Source organism: Caballeronia sp. LZ003, from assembly GCF_031451465.1.
Lineage (GTDB): Bacteria > Pseudomonadota > Gammaproteobacteria > Burkholderiales > Burkholderiaceae > Caballeronia.
This window is the reverse complement of record NZ_JARUXJ010000005.1, coordinates 77,579-98,049: the sequence shown is the minus strand read 5'-3', so window position 1 is coordinate 98,049 and position 20,471 is coordinate 77,579. Positions and strand designations below refer to the sequence as shown.

General features: G+C 60.8%; 20 protein-coding genes. 10 read left to right on the top strand and 10 right to left on the bottom strand.

The window, feature by feature from the left end:
- Nucleotides 1-45: 45 nt before the first annotated feature.
- The 3 genes from QCE79_RS31510 to QCE79_RS31500 form a co-directional block, all read right to left on the bottom strand.
- Complete coding sequence (locus tag QCE79_RS31510) at nt 46-2,409, bottom strand: hypothetical protein (protein ID WP_309850910.1); 2,364 nt, start codon at nt 2,407-2,409, stop codon at nt 46-48.
- Between the two features lie 5 nt (nt 2,410-2,414).
- Nucleotides 2,415-3,404 carry a hypothetical protein gene (locus QCE79_RS31505; protein ID WP_309850908.1) on the bottom strand — a complete coding sequence of 330 codons (990 nt, stop codon included), beginning with the start codon at nt 3,402-3,404 and terminating at the stop codon, nt 2,415-2,417.
- A 346-nt stretch (nt 3,405-3,750) separates the two neighbouring features.
- Nucleotides 3,751-4,875: a Fic family protein gene (locus tag QCE79_RS31500; RefSeq protein WP_309850904.1), complete on the bottom strand. Its 1,125-nt coding sequence runs from the start codon at nt 4,873-4,875 to the stop codon at nt 3,751-3,753.
- 253 nt (nt 4,876-5,128) lie between these two features.
- On the opposite strand from QCE79_RS31500, the gene QCE79_RS31495 reads away from it, so the two are divergent.
- Entirely contained in the window at nt 5,129-5,428 is a 300-nt protein-coding gene (locus QCE79_RS31495; RefSeq protein WP_309850901.1) for a chemotaxis protein CheB, read from the top strand.
- A gap of 157 nt (nt 5,429-5,585) precedes the next feature.
- Here the strand turns inward: QCE79_RS31495 and QCE79_RS31490 are convergent, their stop codons facing one another.
- Complete coding sequence (locus tag QCE79_RS31490) at nt 5,586-5,882, bottom strand: hypothetical protein (protein WP_309850898.1); 297 nt, start codon at nt 5,880-5,882, stop codon at nt 5,586-5,588.
- Nucleotides 5,883-6,255: 373 nt separating this feature from the next.
- Between QCE79_RS31490 and QCE79_RS31485 the strand changes: the two genes are divergently transcribed.
- Together QCE79_RS31485 and QCE79_RS31480 are read left to right on the top strand one after the other, a co-directional pair.
- A complete protein-coding gene (locus tag QCE79_RS31485; protein WP_309850895.1) occupies nt 6,256-6,714 on the top strand; it encodes an antitoxin Xre/MbcA/ParS toxin-binding domain-containing protein in 459 nt (152 codons plus the stop codon).
- Entirely contained in the window at nt 6,711-7,178 is a 468-nt protein-coding gene (locus tag QCE79_RS31480; protein ID WP_309850892.1) for an RES family NAD+ phosphorylase, read from the top strand. Before QCE79_RS31485 ends, QCE79_RS31480 begins: the two co-directional genes overlap by 4 nt.
- Nucleotides 7,179-7,830: 652 nt before the next feature.
- Here QCE79_RS31480 and QCE79_RS31475 read toward each other — a convergent pair.
- Together QCE79_RS31475 and QCE79_RS31470 are read right to left on the bottom strand one after the other, a co-directional pair.
- Nucleotides 7,831-8,397, bottom strand: a complete 567-nt coding sequence (locus QCE79_RS31475; protein ID WP_309850889.1) for a GNAT family N-acetyltransferase — start codon at nt 8,395-8,397, stop codon at nt 7,831-7,833.
- Between the two features lie 127 nt (nt 8,398-8,524).
- Nucleotides 8,525-9,436 (bottom strand): LysR family transcriptional regulator, encoded by a 912-nt coding sequence (locus QCE79_RS31470; RefSeq protein ID WP_309850887.1) that lies wholly within the window; start codon nt 9,434-9,436, stop codon nt 8,525-8,527.
- Nucleotides 9,437-9,556: 120 nt separating this feature from the next.
- Here QCE79_RS31470 and QCE79_RS31465 point away from each other — a divergent pair, with 120 nt between their 5' ends.
- From QCE79_RS31465 to QCE79_RS31455, 3 genes are read left to right on the top strand one after another with little or no spacing between them, the layout of a single operon-like run.
- The gene (locus QCE79_RS31465) at nt 9,557-10,504 is read left to right on the top strand and encodes a zinc-binding alcohol dehydrogenase family protein (RefSeq protein WP_309850885.1); all 948 of its coding nucleotides are present in this window, start codon (nt 9,557-9,559) and stop codon (nt 10,502-10,504) included.
- On the top strand, nt 10,501-11,412 hold the full coding sequence (locus tag QCE79_RS31460; RefSeq protein WP_309850883.1) for an MFS transporter: 912 nt from the start codon (nt 10,501-10,503) through the stop codon (nt 11,410-11,412). The genes QCE79_RS31465 and QCE79_RS31460 overlap by 4 nt, the downstream gene beginning before the upstream one ends.
- Complete coding sequence (locus QCE79_RS31455) at nt 11,354-11,707, top strand: hypothetical protein (protein WP_309850880.1); 354 nt, start codon at nt 11,354-11,356, stop codon at nt 11,705-11,707. The genes QCE79_RS31460 and QCE79_RS31455 overlap by 59 nt, the downstream gene beginning before the upstream one ends.
- Nucleotides 11,708-12,060: 353 nt before the next feature.
- Here the strand turns inward: QCE79_RS31455 and QCE79_RS31450 are convergent, their stop codons facing one another.
- The 3 genes from QCE79_RS31450 to imuA are packed head-to-tail and all read right to left on the bottom strand — an operon-like array spanning nt 12,061 to nt 17,325.
- Nucleotides 12,061-15,210 carry an error-prone DNA polymerase gene (locus QCE79_RS31450; RefSeq protein ID WP_309850877.1) on the bottom strand — a complete coding sequence of 1,050 codons (3,150 nt, stop codon included), beginning with the start codon at nt 15,208-15,210 and terminating at the stop codon, nt 12,061-12,063.
- A 14-nt stretch (nt 15,211-15,224) separates the two neighbouring features.
- A complete protein-coding gene (locus QCE79_RS31445) occupies nt 15,225-16,688 on the bottom strand; it encodes a DNA polymerase Y family protein (RefSeq protein WP_309850874.1) in 1,464 nt (487 codons plus the stop codon).
- Nucleotides 16,612-17,325: a translesion DNA synthesis-associated protein ImuA gene (imuA, locus tag QCE79_RS31440; RefSeq protein WP_250468093.1), complete on the bottom strand. Its 714-nt coding sequence runs from the start codon at nt 17,323-17,325 to the stop codon at nt 16,612-16,614. Before imuA ends, QCE79_RS31445 begins: the two co-directional genes overlap by 77 nt.
- A 334-nt stretch (nt 17,326-17,659) precedes the next feature.
- Here imuA and QCE79_RS31435 point away from each other — a divergent pair, with 334 nt between their 5' ends.
- The 4 genes from QCE79_RS31435 (at nt 17,660) to QCE79_RS31420 (ending at nt 20,036) form a co-directional block, all read left to right on the top strand.
- Nucleotides 17,660-18,016, top strand: a complete 357-nt coding sequence (locus QCE79_RS31435) for a hypothetical protein (RefSeq protein ID WP_309850867.1) — start codon at nt 17,660-17,662, stop codon at nt 18,014-18,016.
- A 49-nt stretch (nt 18,017-18,065) separates the two neighbouring features.
- Nucleotides 18,066-19,025, top strand: coding sequence for an SOS response-associated peptidase family protein (locus tag QCE79_RS31430; protein ID WP_309850866.1), 960 nt, complete (start codon nt 18,066-18,068; stop codon nt 19,023-19,025).
- Between the two features lie 277 nt (nt 19,026-19,302).
- Entirely contained in the window at nt 19,303-19,584 is a 282-nt protein-coding gene (locus QCE79_RS31425; protein ID WP_309850865.1) for a hypothetical protein, read from the top strand.
- A 206-nt stretch (nt 19,585-19,790) separates the two neighbouring features.
- Nucleotides 19,791-20,036 carry a YjzC family protein gene (locus QCE79_RS31420; RefSeq protein WP_250495207.1) on the top strand — a complete coding sequence of 82 codons (246 nt, stop codon included), beginning with the start codon at nt 19,791-19,793 and terminating at the stop codon, nt 20,034-20,036.
- On the opposite strand, the gene QCE79_RS31415 is transcribed toward QCE79_RS31420, so the two are convergent.
- Nucleotides 20,033-20,257 carry a hypothetical protein gene (locus tag QCE79_RS31415; protein ID WP_309850864.1) on the bottom strand — a complete coding sequence of 75 codons (225 nt, stop codon included), beginning with the start codon at nt 20,255-20,257 and terminating at the stop codon, nt 20,033-20,035. The two genes, QCE79_RS31420 and QCE79_RS31415, sit on opposite strands and share 4 nt — an antisense overlap.
- Between the last annotated feature and the right edge of the window lie 214 nt (nt 20,258-20,471).

Below are 20,471 nucleotides of genomic sequence, written 5' to 3'. Positions count from 1 at the left end.
AATGCCGCCGGGCCTTGCGCTACACGCAGATCTGCCAGCAATACATCAGCTGTCGCCCTTTCTCATAAAGTCGCGGACCTGCTCGACCGTCCAAAGCGGCTCGTCGGCATCCCGTGTCGCACGCTCACGCGCCCGCACCGCCATCCATCGCCGATAAGCGGACTCGGGATGCTCTTCTTCGAGCGCTTTTATCGCCGCATAGGCCTCAGAACCGGGCACCTCGACGAGCATGTTGAACAAGGTGCTCCGACCGTCCTGCGCATCGTCGCGAAGCGTCGGCGAATAGACACCCTTCCCAATGCGATCGATATCCTCGTCAGTCCGGATGTAACGGTGCATCAAAACATAGAGCCGTTTTAGGTCGCTGGCGTTGCGATACGCGCCAACGCGCGTGCCCGTGCCGTGCCGATCGCCGAGCAGAGCGACGATAAACAGCTGGGCAAAGATTGACGCATCGGTCGTCGCTAGCGCTTCGAGATGACGTTCCAAAGCAGGGACCGCAGTCGCCGAATCGGTATCCGCCCAGAGCGCGAACCAGCGCGGCGACTGATCCTGCAACGTGGCATTGGTGGCTTTCTTCGCCGCAAGCGCTGCGAGAACGCCGGGGGCAACACTGCTCCCCGCCAAGATGTTAAGGCAATAGCGTAGCGCATCGGCATTGCGCAAATCATGCGCGGCCAGCCAATCTAGGATCAACGGCGCGACGTCGCTGTGCAACCACGGTGCATGATAGAGAATGTCGTGCAGAATATGGTGGAGCGGGTGCTCCCCGGTATGTTCGAGCTCCCAAACAAGCTCGGTTGCCACGGCCTCGAACCCCGTATCCGGGAAGGCGCGATATAGCGTCTCGAACCATACTGGAAAGCCGTTCAACTCCCAGGTGACATAACGAAAAGCGTGCCGCGCTTCCTCCTCGGTCAGCCGTTGGGCAAAGGCGCTGTCCTCCGCCGCCTCGATCGCAAGGCCGGTCATCGCGAAGATCAGCGAATAAGGCGTCGACCCGGTCTCGCCGCCCTCCGATCGCAAGGTCGGCCGATAGACGCGCCAATGCGCGATTGCGGCATCGCGGAAGGCGCGGGCGACCGGCTCTCCAAACTCGGGGATCAGTGTCCGCCAATTCGCCCCGTTTTCGCGGCTGGTGCTCACACCGCTATCCATGACACTGAGAAGCAGATGATATTGATCGCCACTGAACTCCCCTGGCTGGAAACCTTCGGGATGCAACACCCGATCGGGATTGGCCATGAGCGCGCGGATCCAATCGCCGCGGTCCTTCTTCTGCTTACGTTCGCGCCTCTCGCTGTTGCGCTTCCACCGCCGGGTTTCCGCGTCCAACCTGACTATCTCCGGCGATGGCTTTGTATCAAGGCGCGTTTCCAGCGTCGCGGCAAGCGCCGCGTCGTCATCGACCGCTGCGCGCAATGGAGCGAGCCAAGCCGACGGTCGATCGGCATCCACATAGATTTGGAGACAGCGCGATAGCGCCACCGCTCGGTCATCCCCCTGCTTAGTGGCGACCCATTCGAGGCAGCGCTCAAAATCCTCGGCGCCAAACCGCCAGAAATGGCCGAGATGGGTTATCCGCCAATCATCGGTCAGCGTCTCGCCCTTGGCGGCCCTATGCGCGCGGCATACTGCGATCGATTTCCAATAGAGGAGATCATTGAGCTCCGGCCAGCGCGGGACGTTCTTGTCCAGCGCGTTCTTATGCTCTTCGACATCGCCGCTCCGCCAAAAGCGCAGAGCCGGAAAATTGCACAGCACTGCAATTGCCGCCGGCGTTAGCGCCTGCGCCGATCGTGCCGCGACCAAGCGATCGACGGCGTGTAGGGCGACGGGCATCAGCCACATGAATTCTTCCGAGATATGGCATTCACCGCGCTCTACAAAGGGCTCGCGATCAAGGAAACCATTCAGATCCTCGACCAGGCTCCCGAGTGGATGATCCTCGGTTGCGTCTGCCATCACCGGCAACTTGTCGACGAACTGGTGAAGCGAAGAGGTTAAACCTGTCACGTTGAAGCGCTCGTGCGGTGCCGCGTGGGCAAGCGTTCGCAGTACCGGAGCCACGCTGGCCGTGGTCGGCGCCGCCCAATCGATCAGCTCCGCGAAAACGGCGCGGTCCAAGGGGCCAGGATCCGCGGCGATCGTCTTCCATAGCTTATCCTTCAGTACTTCATCGCCTACCGCCATGACGCCACGGATCGCGGCGATGCGCGCATATTTGCCGCGCGATGTGTCGGCAGCGATGTCAAAGAGTGCCGGCGCACAGCTCGCCATCTCACCCTGCCAGACGAGCCGGCCCAGAAAGAAGATGACGTCGTCATTGTCTCGATACTCGTTGAGCAGCGCCAACGCATCGGTTGCTAGGTCGGGAGCGGCGATGCGTTCGATCGCACTATTTTCCATGAGACTCATCCTTTCCTTCCGATGGCAATCCGGTTGACGATATTTCGAAGCATGCCTTGACGGATCGTAAGCGGCAGGCGCGACGGATCGCCGCCTTCGCTCGCGATCTCCGGGGCCAGGGCGAGGGCTTTGTCGCGCACCGCTTCATCAAACAGGATCAACCAAGCCAAGATCGGGCGCGTCCGCGGTACGATGATTTGCTCGCCATAGCTTTCACGAAAGAAGAGATCTTCGACGCGTGCACGGGCGCCGGGCTGATTCAGCAGTTCGTTTGCCCATTCCGCACTCAGTAGCTCGCGGATCTCGCGGTGGCGAAACCGGACGCTGGTATAAACGATGTCATCGAACAGGCCGGTGCGGAGGAGCGAGTCGATCTCGGTGTCGGCCCAGCCTGTCAGTAAGGCACGCGGGTCGATGCGATCGGTGGTATGAACACCTGCGGGAAGGCCTATGACGGTCTTGCCAGTCATCGTCACTGCGCCTGCCAGTATGCGGGCGCCGTCCCGCAATGTGGCGGCGTTAAGGCGGACCGAGGCAAAGGCGGCCGACCGCGGTTGGATCTGCAGGGCGATCATCCGCTGCAGCACTTCGAAGCGGCTCCCGAGCCGATGATCGGCAATCCAGACGCCAATCAGCGCCTTCAGGTCGAAGGGACGCTCGGCGAGGGTCAGCAGGTTAGCACGCTTCACCGCTTCGACGAATTCGGTGACGTCGCTCACGCCATAATGGCCGGCGAACAGCGCCATCTCGTCCTCCGAAAGGCCAGCAAGCCGATACTGCTTGAGCATAGGGTCGTTCTCGCGGCTTGTGTTGTCATCCTCTTCACTAGGCGTTGGCTCGCCGTAGGGCAGGTGCTGTTCGATCAGTGTCCGGTCAGGTAGCGCCCGCCAAGCATCCTCGCGGCTCGTGATAAAGATGCGCGCGCGATCCAGCGCCGCGTAAATCTTGGCGCCGAAGATGCGAACCGCATCTTCCAGCGCGCGCGGTGTCTCCAACTGGGCTTCGTCGACCGAGTCGAGAAAGAACCAAGCCTCGTCCGTTGAGGCGAGCCAGGCGGCGAACTCGGCCGCCGTGCCAACCTCAAACGACTGGTCGAAGGTCGCGTCGATCTTCTCGATCCGGATGAAAAAGGCGTGGCGGCCACGCTCCTTGATCCGACGCGCACGCTTCTGGGCTTCGAATGTCTTGCCAGCGCTGGATCGGCAATTATCAGAACGCGGAACTCATCCTCAATTTCATGCCATCGCTTAGGCCGGCCCGGACCGGGCATGAGAAAGTCCCACTCCTTCGAACGAGACGACATCGGCGAAAACCGCCGGATGAGCTCAACGATTTTCTCTGTCATGTCCGCGATCCTGCGTTGGCAGGGTAGAGATTGGGAAACCAGCGCTCGGCCACGTCGACAGGAAAAGCCAGACGCAGGGGCGCGCGGTGGGTCGCTGCGGTCAGCATCCCCCGGTCGACCAGTCCAGCCGTGACATTGCGCGCGCCGCGCTCTTCGTAGCCGGTAAGCGTGGGAATCTGCGAGCGCTCGACTTCGCCGCGCATCACTGCTTCGCGCAGTACTGCAAAGCTACCCTTATGCAGTCGCTTCGCCCGCACCTCCTCTTCGATGTGGATTTCGATGCGTGTTAGGAGCGTCGCCGGATCGAGCAGCCCGCTCATGAAACGGATCTGATCGACTGAACGATCAAGGAAAAATTTACAGAATTCGATCAACCCGCGCTGTGTTAGATTGCCACGCCCGTCGAGGTCGCCTTCGCGCGGCCTGTCGGCCTGCGCGAGTAACTCTTTGTAGCGTCCCTCATCGCGCGCCAAACCCCGCGCCACTGACCAAAGGCTGGTTCCGACCTCGAGCCGTTTGAACAAGGCGTGGGACATCAGTCGCGCGACTCGGCCATTGCCGTCGAGGAAGGGGTGAATCCAAAGCAGGCGATGATGGACGGCGCCGACAGTCTGAAGTTGTCGGGCTCTGCTGAGCGGCGGCGATCCATAGGCCATATCGAAACGCAACATGAAGTGAGGCAGATCTTCGTGCGGCGGCGGAATGTGCCGGCCGACCTGCACGTCTCGCTTGCGCCATTCGCCGGGAACGATCTCAAGACGCGCGCCAGTCTTCTCGTCGGCAACGAACAGCATCTCCGGCGGTAGCCGTGAGCAAAACTCTTCATGCAACCACGACGCATAAGCCGCGGACGCCGGCCACGCATCGGGGTCACGCCCAGTATCGATCAACCGTTGAACGTGGATATGCGCGACCGCTTCCTTCTGCAGGTCACGCTTCTTGGGTTCGGTCGAAAAGTCGTTGGCAAGTGCCCGGTCGATGTCGCGCGGATGGGTGTCGTGACCCTCGATCAAATTGGAGTAATAGCAATTCATGGAGCGGACAAGGTCACCGATCGAGTCTAGCAAGACGGGATGAATTCGGCCCGCTAGTCGATTCGCCTCTGCGACGAGGGCCAACATGTCATCCTCGAGAAGTCGAGACGATGATTCTTCGGGAACCATCGGTCCCATGCTTGTCATATCCATGACAGTAGTGTACCGGATAATATGCCGGATAAACAATGTATTATTTCTTTCTAAATCAATGGCTTTTTAGACATACCCGGTGCGCATATACCGGATGCGGTGCCGGTTTTTGTGCCGGTTTGTGATTTGAAAGACAACGTCACGGAAACTGAGGCTGATCCCCTGTTTTGATCTGCTGCAGAGGCCTATGGACCCTGCGCGATCGGCGGTGCCTGACCGTGAGCTGGACGATGGGACAGCCGGTTTGAAGGAGATCGCTGCTTGTGGTGGCTTTTCCATCGTTCAGACGCCGACGGACTACGCGGCGCCAGACCGGCCTACGCCCGCGCATGAAGCCGTGTCCGTGGACGTCGTCGCTCCGGTAAATACATTCCCGCCTCGATCATCGACGCACTACCAGTGCACGTGCCGAAAGGGTCTTGATTCGTTCGATCAGAGTCGCAACGGTTACCTTGAGCGTCAATTCCGCTCTTGTAAGAGACATTGAAATGAGCGACCACTGAATGTCCCAGACGGGTCGGCAGTATTCAGTTATGACTGCCGCGCTTGCGGCAGGATGATCGCTAACATTGCGACTTGCGGAAAGATCAACGCCTCGGGAAGCGCGCGACGAAGCCGCTCGAAAAACTCCTTCTCGTTGCCGGTCAGCAGAGGAACGAACTGTAGCCGACGTTATGCCGTATGGCGTTGAGGTACGCGACGCTGTCGGCGATGGGGTCTCCCGTTGCCGCAACGCTCTGCGCCGTGGATGCGGGTGGCAGGAAGCTCGCTTTCTGCGACGCGGCTGGCGTGCCACTCTGGCTCCCTGTGCTGTTCGAGCCACCTGTGCTGTTGGAATCGGAGGAACCGGAGCCGCCGCCGCATGCGGCGAGCACGGCGACGGTCAAGACAGTCAGAGCGGAAAGGCGGATGGACGGCAATGCAGAAAACGACTGTTTCAAACCAAACCTCGTTAAGTTCGTGGACGCCTGAGCGGGCGTTTTGATCGTTCCTTCTATTCACCGACCCGTCATAGATGAGCGGGTCGTTGACAAAACCAGTGTTGGCCGAGAAGCGTCTTGTCAAGGCAACGGAATAGCCTACGGAACCGGCGCGTTGCGGCCCAATGCGAGGCGCGCACGCCTGCCCGGAATAGCAGAAGCATGGTGAACAGAAAGCGGATTGTTGCGCAGGCGAAAACGGAGGTTTTTCGCGCGCCTTTCGCCGAGAGCTGACGAACGCCGGTGACGCGTCGTTTTGCTCATTTGATAGTCGCCTTGACACCAAATGGGCAAAACGCCATAATGGGCATATGGCCATACCCATTTGGAGACTATGATGCCTGCGGCTCGATCCTCGCCCAACAAGGCCACGCCAAGCGGCGCACGCGCTTCGCGACTGACCGCGTTTATCCAACTCGACCCGATAGCGCAAAGCCGTGAAATCCGGCTGGGCCTGGAGCCGAACATCATCGGTCTTGTCGCTTCTGAGGTCTTGAACACCAGCATCCAATCGCTGCTTGCAAGCCTGCGTATTCCGTCGAGCACTGTGACGCGGAAGCTTGCCGCTGGCGACCGCCTGAGTAGCGGAGAGTCTGATCGCGTGTCGAGAGTCATCCTGATCCACGCGCACGCCGCTGACGTATTTGAAAGCGGCGAGCTTGCTGCAAAATGGATGCAGGCTCCCCACGCGGAATTGGGCGGCGAAAGTCCCGTCTCGATGCTAGACACGCAGGCCGGGTACGATGAAGTGCAGAGAATCCTCCAGCGGATTGAGTTCGGCGTCGGCGTATGAAGCTTTTTCGGTTGGCCAAGGATAAGCCCGGAAAATATCGGGCTGACGATCTGAGCGGCAATGGCGCGGCAATAGCTGGCGGACGCTGGAATCCGGTCGGAATGCCCGCCCTGTACACGAGTCTAAATGCGGCAACGGCGGTCCTTGAGGTGCGTGTGCATGCGTCAGGCATTCCTCCGGCGGGAAATCTCTTTCTCGTAGAGCTAGAAATCTCCGATCATCTGGTTGACGAGGGCTATGAACCAGTTTTGCCTGGAGACTGGACCGCGCTGCCAATACCTGCGTCGACCGTCGACGTTGGCCGCCATTGGCTTATGCAAGGAACGTCGGTCGCGATGAAAGTGCCTTCTGTAGTTTGTCCGGCTGACTGGAACCTTATCCTCAACCCTCTTCACAGCGACTACCGCGAACTGAAAGTCATTCATCAGGAGGCGTTTGGGCTCGATCCGAGACTGTTTTGCTGAACGCACTGGAAAACAAGATGATGCGAAAGACAACGATGATGCATCGCGCTTAAACAGGAAAGCGCCATGGACAACCGCGACGCTTATGCCCGTCTCGTTGAGGAGTTAGGACAGCTCTTGGTTGGCCACATCGAACGGCATCACCCGAGGCGTCCCGGTTCGCCGCAATAAAAGCGTTGCGTGCGGCGGCGAAAGCGCTTGCCATGAATTTAAGGGCCGTCCATCATGCCGCCCAAGAGCCACGAGGAGCAAATTGAGTGGGCGTACCGAATCTTGCAGGCCGGTCGCTGAGAATGTCGGTGTGACGGCGAAGCGTCCCCCAAAGCGAGGGAAACTCGATCAGTATCAGATACCAGAAAGCGCTGCGTGCTGTTGTATCGCTGGTCAGACCCGCGTTCATCCTCTTCGCGGGCATCGAACGCTGTTACCGGCCATAAGCCGTCTTCCGCTTATGCCGACGGCCAGACATCTGGCCGGCAATTCACCGTCTGAAAGCGGACGGTTACGCGTCTCGAACCGATGTTTCTTAGAGACGGCGGTGACCGAAACGCCGGTTCTTGGCAAGCGGCGACGACCACGCCTCGAATCTCTGCTCAGGCCTGGCGTGGCGACGAATGCGCTTGATTGACGACGCGGCAACCACGACTCGACTTCAAAGGCTGGCTGCCGCGGACTGTGCGAGCCATCGGCTCCGCGTGAGCCGGTACAGGACCTGGCGGCGCAGTGGATTTCCCTCCGGGACCAGCGGATGGTCGAAATCGCCGTTTAGGTCACGCAGCATTCCGAGCTTCGACATAACCCGCATCGATTTCTCATTGGCAGAGCCGGCGTTGCACACAATCTTGGGCAACTGGAGCGACTCGAACCCGAAGCGAATTGCGGCTGCGGCAGCTTCTGGGGCATAGCCTAAGCCCCAGAAGGGCCGTGCAACACGCCAGCCAACTTCCACCGCCGGCGTGAAATGCGCTCTATAAGTGACTGAGAGTAGGCCGACCGCGCCGACAAACGCACCATCTTGCTTGGCCTCGACCGCCCAGAAGCACATGCGGTGCTTTTGCTGATTTTCGATTTGGCGGTCGATCCATGTGTGATACGCGTCATGTGCGGTAAGCGGCAGCAGATGCTCCATGACGCCTTCGTCAGCCGATATGTCCGCAAAAGGCTGCCTGTCCGCATTTTTCCATGGTCGCAAGATCAGGCGCTCTGACTCGATTGGCATGGGTCTGTTCCAGGAATCGCTCATAGCGGGAATCTTACACGCGACGCTGGGTGTCAACTTTGATCGGCCCACTTGATTCGTCGGCGGCATCAACAGAATTTCAAAAAACGTTAAACGGCCATCCCACCTATCCTAGCGCGACGGTCGTAGCGTTTCCAAGGGTCTCTGTCACGAAGTCGAGAAACACGCGCACGCGCGGCGGCAGATGCCGGCGGCTCGCAAAGACTGCGTACAGTTCAATCTCGTCGCAGTGGTAGTCCGCCAGACATTCGACGAGCTTTCCCGTTTCTAGGTCGTCCTTGATGTCCCATAGGGCCTTGAGCGCGAGACCGCGCCCGTCGCACACCCAGTCGTGCAGCACCTCACCGCTCGCGGTCGAGAGTCTTCCGCTCACCAGCACATCGCGCGGCCTCCCATCTTCGAGCAGGCGCCAGCGGTCGAACACCCGCTGTCCGCGCACGAGCCGGATGCAATCGTGCGCGGCAAGGTCTCCAGGTCTGCGCGGTGCGCCGTGTCGCGCAAGATAGTCTGGCGACGCGACGACGACACGCCTGCTCGACAGCAGTCTCTTCGCGATGACGCCCGTATCCGCCGGCAAGCCGATACGCAGCGCGACATCCAGATTGTCGTCGATCACGTCGAGTCCTACATCCGACAGCACGAGCCGCACTTCGACTTCCCGGTACCGCTCGGAAAACGCGGTGATGATGGGCGCAATCTGCTTGCGTCCGATCTCCGACGGAGCGCCTACGCGCAACAGTCCGCGCGGCATGTGCGACTGCGCGCTCGCCTCGGCCTGCGCTTCCTCCACGGCCAGGAGAATGGCTCGCACGCGCTCATAAAACTGGGCGCCTTCCGCCGTCAACTCGAAGCGGCGCGAGGTGCGCGTGACGAGGCGCACGCCCAGCCGCCGCTCGAGGGCCGCGAGCCGCCGGCTCATTGCCGCAGGGGAGGAATCGGTCGCGCGCGCCGCTGCCGACAGGCTACCCGCGTCGATCATCTGCGCGAAAGCGCGCATGTCGTTGATCTCATCTGTCATCGTTTGCCGCCTCATCTTTCCGATTGGCGCAAAGATTCTATGCCTTCGTGGCTTCTTTTTGGCGACGCTGCGATCGCGAATAATCGCTCCATCTTAACCAGTCACGGAGCGATAAACGTTATGAAAGCGCTCAGATTCGACCGCCATGGCGAGCCGGATGTCCTCTTCGTCGCGGATCAGCCGGCGCTCGTTGCGAGGACGGGGACCGCCATCGTGGAGATGCGCGCGGCATCCATCAATCCGAGTGACGTAAAGAACGTGGCCGGACGGATGAGTCAGACGACGCTGCCGCGCACGCCGGGCCGCGATTATTCGGGCGTCGTCATCGACGGTCCAGTGCAATGGCTCGGGAAGGATGTATGGGGCTCGGGCGGCGACACTGGCTTCACGCGTGACGGCACGCACGCCGAGCAGATCGCGGTGCCGGTCGCGAGTCTGCGAGAGAAGCCGCGTACCTTGACGCACGCGCAGGCAGCGGCCATCGGCGTGAACTTCATTACAGCGTGGAGCGCCATCGTCGAAGCGGCGCAGGTGCACTCGGGCGATACCGTCGCGATCATCGGTCTTGGCGGCGTGGGCAGCGCGGCGGCGCAGATTGCGCGGTACATTGGGGCCAGGATCATCGGCGTGGCGCGCGGCACGCGGCCGAATCCTCATGTCGATGAGCTGATCGACATCGGCACCGGCGATGCCGTCGACAAGCTACGTGCGCTGACAGACGGCGGCGCGTCGGTGGTGCTCGATACTGTCGGCGGCTCCATGTTCGAGACTGCCGTCCGCATGCTTGCCCCGTGCGGGCGTCTCGTCGAGATATCGGCGACCGACCGCCGCGAGGTCAGTTTCGATCTCGCGGACTTCTATCACAACGAGAGCCGCCTGTTCGGCGTCGATTCACTCAAGCGCGATCTGACCGCGGCGGCATCGGTACTCGAAGCGCTTCGGCCCGGTTTCGAAGACGGCAGTTACTTGCCGCCCCTCATCGCGCAAACTTTTTCGCTCGCCGAGGCAGTCGCCGCCTACCGCGCCGTCGAAGCAGGCACGCCGGGCCGTGTCGTTCTGACGCCATGAGAGACGCCCGCCTTGCGCCTGCGTCGATTCTGTTCGCCATCTTCCTGGGCGGGCTAGCCGCGCTGCCGCCGATTTCAATCGACATGGCGCTTCCCGCGCTCGGCGAAATCGGCGATACGCTGCACGCAACGCGCAGCGCCGCCGGCTTCACGCTAAGTTTATTCATGGCCGGCTTCGTCATCGGTCCGCTCGTCTACGGGCCCTTGTCCGATGCGTACGGACGCAAACCGCTCCTGTTGTTGGGCCTCGTGATCTTCACGGCCGGAGGCGTGCTGGCGGCATGCACGCCTTCCATCGGCGTGCTGCTGCTCGCGCGCTTCGTGCAGGGACTCGGCGCGGGCTCGGGCATGACCATCGCGCTCGCCATTGTGCGCGACCTGTTCGAAGGCGAGGCGATGCAGCGCCGCATCGGGTCGATCACCGTGGTCGCGAACGTGGCGCCGATCGTCGCCCCATCGCTGGGCGTCGCGCTGCTGGCGGTCATCCACTGGCGCGGCATCTATGGCGTGATGGCGGGCTGCGGGCTCGTCGCGGCACTTGTGACATGGCGCGGCTTGCGTGAATCCGCGCGCATCGCGACAGCTCGGTTCTCGATGAAGAAGCTTGTGCGCAACTACGCGACGGTGCTCCGCCATCGCGATGCGGCGGGCGCGATCGTCATCAACGGACTCGGCTTCGGCTGGATGTTCGCGTATGTCGCGGGTTCGCCGTTGGTACTGCTGGGCACGCTGCACGTGCGCCCGCTCGTCTATCGCGATGTTCGCGACGACGGGCGCGGGCATCGTCGCGGGCGCGGCGCTCAACGGCGTGTTCGCGCGACGTGGCGTACCGAGCGGACGATCGCTGTTCGTGGCGATTGCCTTGGCGGCGATTGCGGGCATAGGCCTGATCGCGCTGGCTTCGCTTGACTGCGTCACACTGGGCACCGCGATGCCGCTTTTTCTCGTCAGTAGCTTTTGCTTTGGATTGGCCGCACCCAGCGCGGCGCGTCGTGCGCTCGATCCGCTCCCCGAACTGGCCGGCGCGGCGGGCGGTCTGCTGACATCGGTACAGATGCTGTCCGGCGCGGTGACGAGTTCGCTGGTCGTCATGCTGTTTCCGCGCTTTGGCGTGATCGGCTTGAGCGGCGTTATGACGGTGTGTGCGGTATCCGCGATGATAGTCGCGCGAGTCAGTCGCCGCACCTCATCCGCGCGGCGTTAATCCGCAACGGTGACACAAGCGATTTTTCAAGCGCTCGTCACGGGAGCGGTCGGCTCGGTCCCCTTCGCCGACGCTGACTGCCATCGACGCTATGCTGGTCGTCAACGATGACAGCCGAGTGTTTAATCAACCGGCATTTGCTCGATAATGAAACGAAACCGCAGTGCTCCGCGCCTGCACAGGCACGTTCGTGCGACGATCTTTTTAGCCGCTCTCAGCCAGCCTGATTCGACCGCCCCTGCCACCGACGACAGTATGTGAGCGGCTGCTTCGCCGCGCATACCGGTCGCGCGGAAAACACGCCCCGACCGTCGGATAAGGGTCGTCATGCGCCTTTCGACCTGCAGAGGACCTCAACAGAAGTTTCGACTGACGGCTGTAAGACCGCCCAAAAGGTGGGACATATCCACAAGCCGTTGCGCAACCAAGTGTCGCACTTCTCCCTGACATTGCCAGGTGCCGTACACAGCCAACAGTGCGGCGCCCAGCGCTTCTCTGCGTTGCTTCTCAAGCAGCGATGGCCAGATGATGACGTTCACATTTCCCGTTTCGTCTTCAAGCGTGACGAACATCACGCCTTTCGCCGTCCCCGGTCGCTGCCGGACGGTCACAAGCCCGCAGCCGCGAGCCAAACGCCCGTTTCGAAAGGTTCGCAGAGTCGAGGCCGGCATGAGGCGCTGCTCCAAAAGCGTGGGGCGCAAAAGCGACAACGGATGCCGGCCAAGCGTCAGCCCCGTCGAGTTGTAGTCGCTGACGATATCTTGTGCCTCGGAAGGCGCGCCGAGCACGGGTGTTTCATCGTCGATCCGACTTTCAGCTAGGAGATCTCGGTCAGGCACGGCGGCGGCCGACTGCCAGAGCGCTTCGCGTCGGTTGCCCGCGAGCGATTGAAGGGCGTTAGCAGCCGCTAGCACTTGCAAATCATGGCGGTCGAGCTGGGCTCGGCGCGCCAAGTCACTCACGCTCCCGAATGGTCTCACCGCTCGGGCGTTCTCGATGCGCTGCGCGGCGCCGTCACGCATACCCTTCAACAAAGAAAGTCCAAGACGAACAAACATTTTTGAGCCGCGTGGCTGACGTTCGAGCACCGAGTCCCAGCCACTGACCGTCACGTCGATCGGCACGACTTTAACGCCATGACGCTGCGCGTCCTGTACGAGTTGTGAGGGCGAATAGAAGCCCATTGGTTGCGAGTTGAGCATCGCCGCGAGAAAGGCCGCCGGCTCATGGCATTTGAGCCAGCTGCTCGCATACACCAGCAGCGCGAAGCTTGCGGCGTGACTCTCCGGGAAACCGTATTCGCCGAAGCCCTTGATCTGCTCGAATATGGCTTCAGCGAATGCCCTGTCGTAACCACGCTCCTTCATGCCGTTGACGATGCGGTCGTAATACTTTTCGAGACCACCCTTGCGTTTCCATGCCGCCATCGCGCGGCGAAGCTGATCGGCTTCGCCCGGTGTGAAGCCTGCTGCCAGAATGGCAACCTGCATCACCTGCTCCTGAAAGATAGGCACGCCGAGGGTGCGACCCAATGCGGTCTCCAGCTCCGCGCTCGGATACGAAACAGGTTCGATCTTCTGCCGCCGCCGCAAATAGGGGTGCACTGCGCCGCCTTGAATCGGTCCTGGACGCACGATGGCGACTTCAATCACGAGATCGTAGAAGGTTCGTGGCTGCATGCGTGGCAGCATACTCATTTGCGCACGCGATTCGATTTGAAACACACCGACCGTGTCCGCCTGTGAAATCATCTCGTAGGTCACGGGGTCTTCTGGCGGAATGTCCTGCATCTCGAAGCGTTCGCCGCGTTGTTCAGAGACGATATCGAGCGTGCGTCGAATGGCCGACAGCATACCGAGCGCGAGCACGTCGATTTTCAGAAGCCCTAGCGCTTCAAGGTCGTCCTTGTCCCATTGAATGGCGCTGCGATCGGCCATCGCCGCATTCTCGACGGGCACAAGCCGCGTAAGCTTGCTGCGGCTTATGACAAAGCCTCCCGAGTGTTGCGATAGATGTCGTGGAAAGTTGAGAATCTGCGCGGCCAGTTTCGCCCACATTGTGATGATGGGGTTTTGTGGGTCAAGCCCTGACTCCTCGAAGCGGCGCAACAGGTCCTGCGAATGATCGAACCACTGATGGCTCTTCGCGACCTTGTCGACGATCTGCGGATCGATGCCGAGCGCCTTGCCAGTTTCGCGCAATGCTCCGCGCGGCCGATACGTGGACACCGCTGCCGCAATCGCCGCGCGATCTCGGCCGTACTTGCGATAGATGTACTGGATAACCTCTTCGCGCCGCTGGTGCTCAAAGTCCACATCAATATCAGGCGGCTCACCGCGTTCCTTGCTGATAAATCTCTCGAACAGCATGTTGCCGCGCGAGGGATCCACTTCGGTCACGCCCAGGCAGTAACAGACCGCGCTGTTTGCCGCCGAGCCGCGTCCCTGACACAGGATGTGCTGGCTGCGTGCGAAACGCACGATGTCATAGACTGTTAGGAAGTAAGCTTCGTAGCGCATCTCGCCGATCAATTGCAACTCGTATTCGAGCTGCTGCTGCACCTCATGCGGAATGCCGGCCGCAAAGCGCTTGTGAGCGCCGATGTAAGTTTCCTGCCGCAGATAGGCTTCGTGCGTGAAGCCTTTCGGCACAAGTTCATCCGGATACTCGTAGCGCAATTCGTCCAGCGAGAACGTGCAACGCTCGAGGATGTTGAGCGTTTGAGCGAGCGCGTGCGCCGGATACAGATTCGACAGACGTAGCCGTGAACGCAGGTGCTGTTCCGCGTTCGGTGCGAGATCGTAGCCGCATTCGGCCACGGGCTTGCCGATACGGATTGCGGTCATCGTGTCTTGCAAGGGCTTGCGCGAGCGCACATGCATCACGACATTACCTAGCGCGACAACTTGGACGCGATGTCGGTCGGCGACGTACTCGACACTGCCGCGATGGATGTCATCCATCGCGCGCTGGTGCAAGATCAACCCGACCCACGCGCGAGCGGGAAAGGTCTCGTTGAGCCATTCGACTTGTGCCGAGAGCGCTTCTTCCTTCGCAGGGAAATCCGGCACGAGGATAGCCAGGCAGTCGGGCATGCCACGCAAATGAGCGTGTTCTTTTTCGGGTCTGGAAAGATCGTGCGGCGTAAGCAGGTAACTTCCCTTGGCGGCCCGCATGCGGGCGAGTGTGATTAGCTCGGACAGGTTGCCGTAGCCGTTGCGATTTTGCGCAAGGAGGATGAGGCCAAACGCGGGAGTTTTGTCGGCATGCACGAGCCGAAAATACGAGCCGATGACAAGCGGCAGCTTGTCTTCCTTTGCCTGCACATGCGCGCGCACCACGCCGGCGAGCGAACATTCGTCGGTAATCGCAAGGCCTGAGTATCCCAGTTGCGACGCGCGCAACACCAACTCTTCGCCGTGCGATGCGCCGTGCAGAAACGAAAAGTTCGTGAACGCGAATAGCTCCGCGTAGTCGGGTAGGGTCGACGAAAACAGATCCACGGCGTCAACACCTGCTATCCGAACAGGCCGTGAAGAAACCAGCGGACTTCCTCGGTATTCACGCTCGGTCGCTCGCGGTAGATCCAGTAACAGCTCTTGTCGGTGGCTTCCGCGACGTAGTAGTCGCGCGTCACGAGTTCGCCGTCGTGCCAGCCCGCTTCAATACGCTCGCCAGCGGAAACGAGTTTGAGCGGCGAGCCGTAGAACGGTCTGTGGTTTTTGATCATGAGCCGCACCGGCTCGTTGAGTAGCCAGGTGGGGCGCGGAAGTTCGGCCGGGGGCGGACACGCTTGGGCGGTGTCCTGGACCGGTATCCACTGATTGGCGTGTTCAGGCCGGTGGTCTGAGGTGGGCGCAGGCCGCAGGACATTCTCTGGCCCCAAGCGCGCCACCAGCAATTCGAGCAGCCGCTTGTGATCTTCCGTCGAACCGCCCGGGTCGGGAAACAGCGAATCGCTCGGCGGCTCGGCCGGCTGGACTCGGGATGCGGTCAGCCGCACGGCGATGACGGCTGCTTCGAGCTCGATACGTCCAAGTCGCTCTCTGAGCAGGCGGACCAGGTGTTCCTCGTGCCAGGTGGGTTCGGCAAGCGCAATGTCGATCTGCGTGGGCTCAATGGCCTGGCGACCGCGCTCGTGTTCCAGCGTGATCGTGGCCTGCGTGAGCGCGAGTTGCTGCGCGCTCAGCCAGCCGCACAGTTGGACGATCAGACGGCGCGCGGAAAAGAGAACGGCCTCGGCATGCTCGACCCGATCAAGCAGTTCGGTGCGCGCGCTGAAAGCGGGCGGCAACTCAAGCCACTCGTAGAGTTCAGGAGACAGGCCATAGGCGCGGTCAAGCGACTCCAATAAGTCCACGCCACACCTCTTTTTTAACCCTGCACGCGGCAGGCGTCGAATATCGTCGAGCACTCGGCAACCGAGACCATTGAACCAGTCGCTGAACGACCGAATCTCCGGCACCACCACGAAAGGCAGCACGCCAAGGTGGCGTTCGAGCGAACTCATCTTGAGTACGCGTCTGCGCCCGCGCTTAGCGAGCAGCCACGCGCCCTGGCCGGTCGGCGCCACGCTCATGCGGGCGGTGATGCCGATCGTCCTGACCGTCTCGTTGATCTGCCGGCACACCTGTCGAATGCCGCCGAAAAGCCGAAGACTGGCGGTGACATCGACAATGAGGGTTTCTTCCTCGCGCATGGCGACCTGCGGCGAGAAGCGAAGCAAGGCAAAGGCGACTTCACGCTGTACATCGTGTTCACGCATTGGGTCGCGGTCAACCATCAGCGCATCGGCCGCGAGCGTCGTGACACCTCCTCGTTTCATCCCCACCCTCACCCCCGCGTCTCGTGCTGCCTGGTCCAGCACAATGACCTTGTCGCGTTCCAGCACCACACATCCGTGTTCAGTCGGAGGCGACCACCTCGGACGGAATACCTCCAGCGAGAGCCGGGGCAGGAAGATGGCGACGAATACGGCCATGGGGGCTGAGCAGGATCGGAGACGGTTGAAGGTGGATGGAGAGTGACTCGGTTCGGGTGGGTCCTCGTCGCTTGATGATGTCGACAAAGATGCCGCCGTCGGCGGGCCGCACCCCCAGTCGTAACGTCGCGGGTGACGAATCCTGGGCGGCGGCGAGCGGTCGAACCAGAATCAGGAGCGTTTCGGTTGCTTGTGCCGCCAGATGCAATCGCCGCAACGCCTCAGATCGAATGTGCTGCTGCCAGAAGAGCAGGGCGCCACAACTTCGTGCGTTCAGTACGCGCTCGGCGCACCAGAGCGCATCCGCAGTCTTTGGCGCGCGCAGCATCGTGAGCTTGTTCAGCGGCACACCCAAGTAGGCAAAGGCGAGGCTGTTCGGCACATGCGGGGCTTGCAGCAGCGCGACCGGTCGTTGGCTCGCGGCAATCAGCGCGGGATTAAGCAAGCGCATTTCGCCGATTCCCGGCTGCTGGATGAGCAACTCGACTAAGGAGCCAATGGGCCAGCCCCCGCCGGGTAATTCCGCCGACAGGGCCGCGTAGCCGGTGTCGATCGTCTTGCCGTAGGCCCGCGCGAGTTGCGACCCACGCCAGATCGCAGGATGGATCGCTTCAATGTGCTTGGGCAGAGCGGCCATGGCAAAGGAGGTTCAAAAACACTGTATGGATGTACAGTGGTATCTTAGCGCAGAAAATGAAGGAGTGAATTGCGCCCTTTTAGCTGGACCCCAAAAAAGCTGACCAATATGCTTAGCCCAGACATTCCATGTCGGAGATCGCTGAAGTTGGGAAGTCGACGGCAGCGTGCGCGATCGCCATTACTGCCGGGGGCGACGGCTCATGCATTGCCACGGAATCGCGCTGCAGCCTACGACGGTAGCGCGCCGTTGAAAGCCCGCAGCGCGTCCGCATCTGCAACCGAGGTCGGCCGATCGGTACCATGGTGGAATACGGAGAAAAAGCAGGATCGACATGATGAAACCCGATATCGACGAACTGACTGGCGCACGTGCAGATTTGCTCTGCTTTCTGGTGGCGACCGTAGCCGCGTCTTACGCTTTGACGCACGAATGGCGCGTCGATCACGTGGTGGAGAGCTGCCGCATCTGGCTTAAGCGCAATCTCGTCACGATGGACTGGCTCGCGCGCATCCGCATCGGCCAACTGGCCCTTCAGATCGCGCGGCGCGATCTGAAGGGGGCGGGCATTGCCGTGCGCCAGTCGGACGTGCAGACACTGTTCACAGATGACATGGGCCTGAATCACGCAAGCACGGTGGTGCAGAAGATGATGCGGCTGTGCCGTGACGCCACCGGCACGGCGAGCTAGCGACCCCTTTTCACGATCGGACTTAAGGTCAATATCCAGGGAGACAACAGTGTGCTACTCGGCCCAAATTCAGGCGGACTACCGGAAATACGTCAAGATGTTCGGCGCGCAGATGGACATTCGTGAATTTGCGCGCTTGTTCTGGGAGCGCGCCGAAGGCAGCAAGGCCAAGATTCCGAAGGCGATGGAGGACGCATTTCGCGAACCACAAAGCGACGACGAACGCCAGATCAAAGAATTCATCGATCGGTTCAATGTCGAGCAGACGTCAAAGATCGAGCAGGAGCTTTTCAGGCAGCGCACGCGTCTTGCAGATGCTGAACGCACGCTGCAAACGAAAATCACTAAAGCCGCTACCGAAAGCAAGCGGATCGCGACTGACAAGATCGAAGCCTCGTTGCGACGCCTGGAGGACCTGAACCGAACCGAGTTTAGGCCGCGCGACGCACGGATTTTCCCGGGCACGTTCGCACCGGTCCTAGTGATCGAGAACGGCGAGTACGTCATCAAGCCGATGCGCTACCAGTGCCGAATCGCAGGCAAACCGGCCAACTACGACGTGAAGTACCCCGGCACTTACAATGCGCGGCGCGACAATCTCGAAGGCTTCTGGAAGCCGTGCTTCGGTCACACGCATGGCCTCATGCTGGTTGATGTTTTCTACGAGAACGTCAGCAAGGCAAAGATGGAAGGGACACTGCTGGAGACTCATCAGCGGGACGAAAATGTGGTCCTCGAGTTTCGCCCGAACAACGGGCAGCTGATGTATGTCGCTTGCCTGTGGTCGAAATGGAGCGCTCCGGGGGAGCCTGACTTGCTCTCCTTCGCGGCCATCACAGACGAACCGCCGCCGGAAGTGCAGGCCGCTGGCCACGACCGCTGTATCGTCCCAATCAAGCCCGACAACGTCGAGGCATGGTTGAATCCAGACGCCTCCAATTTGGCCGCGCTCTATGCGATCCTCGACGATCGCGACCGGCCCTATTACGAACACCGGCTCGCTGCTTAGGCGGGCGTGCGCTGCGCAGCTCCAAGCCGACGCCGCTACTACGCAGCGATTTATTCAAAAAGACGCTGATCGTCCCGGTCCTGACTAACATGTCGCGATAGACCTCCTGGGAGGACGCGTGGACAAACTGGAGAAACACCAAAGAACGCGGTCGAAGCGCTTGCTGGCTTTGCAGTTTGCAGTCGCAAGCATCGCTTACACTGAAGGCGTGGTTTGCGAATTGCACGCGGGCGATGCTTGCACAGCGGACCTGAAGTGCTCCAGGTCGCCGCTCTAGATGGCTCGCAAGCTCCCTCGCTTCGAGCCTGTCGGCATCAGAGAAGGCCGAACGTTCTGGCGCAAGTATCGCGGCAACGCGGACGTCGAGCGCATGTTGCTCGAGATCGCACAGGCCCGGGAGGTCATGCAGCAGATCGGCGATTATTTCGACTGCCTGCACAAGGTGTGGGTTGAAGAAAATTTGGGGCAACTGGTCGCCCCTCGAAAAGATTCGCTTGCTGCTGAACGAGCAGGCCCTGCGACAGCGTGTACTCGCGGGACTCAAACCACCGCCTCGTAAAGGTGAACCCGATGACCGCAATGGACCCGATGAATCCGAAACTGAAGTGATCGGCTAGCCTCAAACAAGCCAGAAACATTGACTGGGAATGCAATCTGACGAACTTCAAGGTCAATGACGTACGTCGCGCGGTGCGCGCGCCGTACGAACGCGGGGCACAGCGGTTGCTTTACTCGGTCATCATCCACGTCAACCAGGAGGACATGATGGCAGGCGATACAGCTTATAAACCTGGACAGATCGTGAAGGTGTCGGGTATCTACTCGGTCGTTCACGACGATGGAAAGGACACGTTCGAGGTCACCTGTGTAAAAGGTGAACACTTTCCGCCGACGCGAAGCGGCAAGGGCGCACATTTCGAATTGAAGTATGGCGCGACCCACGCTCATCAGCATGAGGCACTCAAGGGTACGGGATCGGGTACAGAATCGGTTTCGCAATCGCGGACTTAAGCCTTCACGACTACTTCATGCCGACGGCCCGGCGCATTGCAGCGTATGCCTTGCCGCGTGCGCCAGTAGCCGTCCCACGGGTCGCGGTCCAGAGAGCGTTGCCTCTTGACGGCCGCCAGCATGGCCCACTGGTCGCCGTCCCTTACTTCTTCTAGTTCATCCCACGCGATGGGCATCGACACGGCAAAGCCCGGACCGGCGCGGACTGAGAACGCTGCCACGGTGCTCGAACTGCGTCCGTTGCGACATGCCGGATCTCGCCGGAGGGCGTCCACTCCAGAAATGAGACTTCGGCAACGATGTCGGGCGCCAACTAGTGAAAGTCGCGATCGCGCTCTGGCGTCGGTGTAGTGTAGAACGCCGATTTCTTCTGCCGAGGCGATTCCGCACGCTTGGCGAAGGCAGCCGCGTGTGACGGCGTGAAATGAGGCGCTA